Annotated in this window: 4 protein-coding genes; 2 read left to right on the top strand and 2 right to left on the bottom strand. The window is 71.6% G+C overall.

Annotation, left to right across the window (positions count from 1 at the left end; all coding sequences use genetic code 11):
• Both HF519_RS29475 and HF519_RS29470 read right to left on the bottom strand, forming a co-directional pair.
• Positions 1–748 (bottom strand): GAF domain-containing protein (locus tag HF519_RS29475; RefSeq protein WP_169416236.1); only part of this gene is annotated, 748 nt, incomplete at its 3' end.
• On the bottom strand, positions 748–1,377 hold the full coding sequence (locus tag HF519_RS29470) for an MEDS domain-containing protein (protein ID WP_169416235.1): 630 nt from the start codon (positions 1,375–1,377) through the stop codon (positions 748–750). The genes HF519_RS29470 and HF519_RS29475, both read right to left, overlap by 1 nt.
• Before the next feature lie 683 nt (positions 1,378–2,060).
• On the opposite strand from HF519_RS29470, the gene HF519_RS29465 reads away from it, so the two are divergent.
• Both HF519_RS29465 and HF519_RS29460 read left to right on the top strand, forming a co-directional pair.
• Positions 2,061–2,660 (top strand): helix-turn-helix transcriptional regulator, encoded by a 600-nt coding sequence (locus HF519_RS29465; protein ID WP_169416234.1) that lies wholly within the window; start codon positions 2,061–2,063, stop codon positions 2,658–2,660.
• 338 nt (positions 2,661–2,998) lie between these two features.
• On the top strand, positions 2,999–3,637 hold the full coding sequence (locus HF519_RS29460; protein WP_169416233.1) for an MEDS domain-containing protein: 639 nt from the start codon (positions 2,999–3,001) through the stop codon (positions 3,635–3,637).
• Positions 3,638–3,707 lie beyond the last annotated feature (70 nt).

The raw sequence follows: 3,707 nt of genomic DNA, 5'->3' as shown, positions 1-3,707 counted from the left end.
GGGGCGGGCAGTTCAGCGCGGTGACCCGGACGTAGCCGAGATTTCCGTCGGCGCCCCGATAGGGGCACAGGAACCGGGTTCGCCCGGCGCCGGCGTCGAGGTGGCGGCCGGCGGTGATGAGCACGGCGCCGCGGGGATGCAGCAGTGGATGGCCGGGCAGGCCGGCCAGCGGAGTGGTGTCGCCGCTGCGGGTGAGCACGACCCCGGCGTGCGCGTCGCGGACGATCCGGGCCGTCTCGGCGATCTGGCGCATCGGATCGATCGCGTGGGCGAGCATCGGGGCGAGCGGTTCGAGGGCCCGGCAGGCGGCGTCGGGTGCGTGCCGGGGGTCGTCGAAGAGCAGCACCAAGGCGCCCAGGTAGCGGCCATCCGGGGTACGCAGGCCCAGGCCCAACCCCTCCCCGAATCCGGCCGGGGCGAGGTGGTCCCGCCAGATGCCGATCTCGTCCAGCGGCATCGGCAGCTGGCGGACGCGGACCACCGCCGGCGACCGGGCGACCCCGGAGCGCTCGGCCACGACGCCGGTCTCCTCGCTCTGGAACTCCGCCCGGGTCGCCGCGTCGATGCCTCCCCACGCCAGCAGCGTGTGATCGCGGACTTCCGGGTCCAGCAGCATGACCGCGCTGCCCTGAAACGGCAGCACCCGCTGCAGCGGGTCCAGCACCTCCCGTGCCCGATCCTGGATGCGCCCCGGGGTCGCGGCGATCCCGGTGACCTCGACCGCGACCTGGTGTTCGGTACGGCCCATCAGGCCCCTCTCCGCAGTCGAGGACCCGGCACCGGGGCGCCCGGATCGAGGCAGTGGGGGTTGTCCACCACCACGCCGCTGACCCAGGTCCGGGGATGAAACTCGATCACCCGGATGACCACGTCCCCGCCGAACAGGTTCAGGTCGAACAGGCACATCCCCACCTGCGGGTAACCCCGCACCCAGTGGCCCAGGCGCGACTCGAAGCCCGCCAGACCGGAGCCGAACCCGGGCGAGCCGCGCGGGACGGCCCGGCTCATGTCCGCGGCGACCCGCGCGAACGCCGAAGGGTCGTCGTCGACGATGTGCCGCGACCACGGGTCAAGCAGGTCGATCAGGGCGTCCGACTCGCAGGTCGTCACCCGAAGGTGGGCGCCCTCCGACCCCAGCGGCTGCAGGGTCTGCAGCTCGCGGCCGTCCTCGGCCACCAACGCGGTCAGGTCCTGGTTCTGCCCCGGCGCGGTCACACACAGGCAGACGTCGCCGCGGCGCAAGCCGCACCTGAGGAAGGGCAGCAGCAGCCTGTCGCGTTCCGCCCGGCTCCGGTACGGCGCGCACAGGTGAGTCCGGTCGGCAACGGCGATCCCCCCGATACGGACGGGCCCACGGGAAACCAGCGTCGTCGCCATCTCGTGCCTTCAGCGGTAGGGCAGCGCCCGCGCGGAGACCCACGCCCGGCCCCGACAGTCAGTAACCCGGGAACGTCTGCCCTCACGCGAGGACTCATCCTTCTCTCACGCCCCCAGGCGGTTCCAGCTCCCCCACGGAAATCGTCCTGCCGGGCCCAGCACCCTTCGAGAACAGCCAGGTCAACGAGCCGCGTAGCCCTCGAATCTGGCCTGAAGGGTCCAACATTGCGGCAACCTTCGGATCGTGGCGAGCAGGTAGGCCCGGCGAGCCCGGCCTGGGAGGTGTACCCCCGCGGGCCAGTCTCACCCTTCCGGGGGCAGCGGCCGCCCGGCGGGGAGGTCGACGCTGCCCTCGGCGATCCGTGCACCTACGACCCGGCTCGGCAAGCGCTGGCCCCGCCGTTGCCGGTGCCATCGTCTCGGGGTGGAGTGTCCGGCGGATTGAGGTCGGCTGATGGCGTGGAGGACGCAGAGCCCGCTGAACGCGGTCCTCGGGGTGCACCAGATCGCAGTGGGACGGGCGCCGGTGACGCAGCGGGCGCAGGCACGGCTGAACCGTTGCGCCCGCTGATCCCATTCGTCGGTCACTGGGTCGCGCTGCTCGATCCCGACACCGGCCAGTACGTCTCACTGGCGTCGGAGGCAACGACGAGAAGTGCCGCCGGCACCTGGAGGGACCCGAGATGGCCGCCGACGTGGAGCTGGGGGGACTGAACCGGGCTCGTCCGGCACGCTGCCTGCGCGACATCCCGGTCCCGATGCAGGAGATACCACTGTGGGCGGACTACTTCTGGCCCGCGGGGTTCCGGGAGGGCGTGGTCCTCGGGTTGTTCACCGCCGACGACCGCTACCTGGGGCTGCTCGGGCTGCAGACCGACACCACGGCCCACCCGACCGATGAGGCCCGCGACCTGATCGGCGCGCTGGGGCCGACGCTCGCGGCCGCGCTGGACCCGACCCGTGCCGTCGCGGCGGCCGCCCGGGCGGTGCGCGGCGCCCACGGCGGCGGCGAGCCGCCGCACTTCCTGCGCGCAGCGATCGTCATCTCCGACGCCGGGGATCGGCGCGGCCTGACCCTCACCGAGCTGGAGGTACTCGGCATGCTCCTGACCGAATGGCCCGACGAACGCATCGCCGCCGCCCTGGGCGCCTCCGGCTCCGAACTCGCCGGCCATATCGAGCGCGCCGAGGTGAAGCTCGCCACCTCCACCCGCGGGGTCGCGCTGGTGCGCGCCCTCAACCAGGGCCTCTACATCCCACCCGGCCTCGCCGTGCCCGCATGACGGCAGGCGAGACGACCGGGGCGGGCCGAGGCCGGAGCGACCACCCCAGGATCGCCGCCAGTTCGCCGCACACCGCCCTTGTCCGGAGGGCGGGTGACCGTTCAACGCGTCCAGGTTTCGGCGTCTGCATGCAGAGGTACCTCGCTCCTGGGGCCAGCCGTGCGGTGCGCCGTCGACCTCGACGTACCGGATCACCGGACCAGCCCAGCAGGACCGGCGGTGCTGACAGGACCAACCCCGACGAGCGGCCCGAGTTGCAGGCCTGCGACCGAGCCCGGACCGGTCGACCACACCAACCGGCCCTACCGGCGGTTCGGCCGCCAGCACAGGAGCCGACGATGACCGCCCCGGACCACCAACCCGTCCTCGACATCGACTTCGACATCGCAGTCGATGACCACGCCTGCGCGATGTACAGCGGCCCGACCGAACGCAACGCCATCCTGCGCCCCTTCCTCGACACCGGCCTCGGAGCCGGACACAAATGCCTGATCGGACTCCAGGAACCGGACGCACCATCAGTCATCCGCACGCTGGGCATGCACGCCGACATCGACCGATGCCTGGCCACCCAACAACTCGCCGTGCTCGGCGCCAACGACCCCCAGTTCTCCCCCGACGACTTCTCCATCCCCACGATGCTCGCCTTCTGGGATCACGCCGTGACCAACGCCAACACCGACGGCTACACGGCCGCCCACCTGAGCGCCGAAGCCGCCTGGTGGATCCCACAACTGCCCGGAATCCAGGCACTGATCGCCTACGAGTCCGAACTGAACGACCTCACCACCAGACTCTCGGCCGCGATCCTGTGCCTCTACGACCTGAACGACTGCACCGGCAGCCTGGTGATCGACCTCGTGAAAACCCACCCCCGACTGATGATCAACCAAGTCGTATTCGAGAACCCCTGGTACCTGAGACCGGAGGACTTCCGGACCTCACCCCAGACCCAGGGCCAGACCCATGGCCGCTGACCGCCCACCCGCCTCCACCCGCCCTCGACGAGCATCCGCGCACCACGACACACCGAGACCGACCCAACCC

It is taken from the genome of Pseudonocardia bannensis (genome assembly GCF_012911875.1).
GTDB lineage: Bacteria > Actinomycetota > Actinomycetes > Mycobacteriales > Pseudonocardiaceae > Pseudonocardia > Pseudonocardia bannensis.
This window is presented reverse-complemented; position numbering and strand designations above follow the sequence as displayed.